We start from the raw sequence: 451 nt of genomic DNA, 5'->3' as shown, positions 1-451 counted from the left end.
AAAAGAAATCAAAAGTTGCAAGAAAAGCTGACTGAGCAAGATATACAAGAACAGGAGAAAATGGCACAGCGTGCAAGAGAAAGACAAGCAAAGCTTCAAGCCAAACAAAAACAAATGCAACAAGAAATGGCAATAGACAACCAAAGAGCATATAAAAAACGAATGCAGGAGCTAATACGAGCGCAAATTTTAGCAAAACGTAATAATGAAGTAAAAAGCGTAAATCAAAACAGCTCAAAATATGGCGTTGATAGCTTTTCAAAACAAAAGCCAGTTGATATAAGCACAAATGAGCATAGGCTGTATCGCACAATTAGTGCTGGCAGACTAATCCCAGCCATATTAACTAGTGCAATAAGCTCGGATTTAAGCGGAATAGTTACGGCTCAAATAGAGCAAGATATATATGCCGAAATGGGGCGAGCCGTATTGATACCACGTGGAAGTAAAG

The 451-nt window shown here is 38.4% G+C and carries 1 protein-coding gene; it reads left to right on the top strand.

From position 1 onward, the window contains the following. Positions 1 to 15: 15 nt before the first annotated feature. The coding region (locus CYP05_RS02305; protein ID WP_275935742.1) for a TrbI/VirB10 family protein at positions 16 to 451 on the top strand (436 nt) is incomplete at its 3' end.

It is taken from the genome of Campylobacter concisus (genome assembly GCF_002913545.1).
Taxonomy (GTDB): domain Bacteria; phylum Campylobacterota; class Campylobacteria; order Campylobacterales; family Campylobacteraceae; genus Campylobacter_A; species Campylobacter_A concisus_AV.
This window is presented reverse-complemented; position numbering and strand designations above follow the sequence as displayed.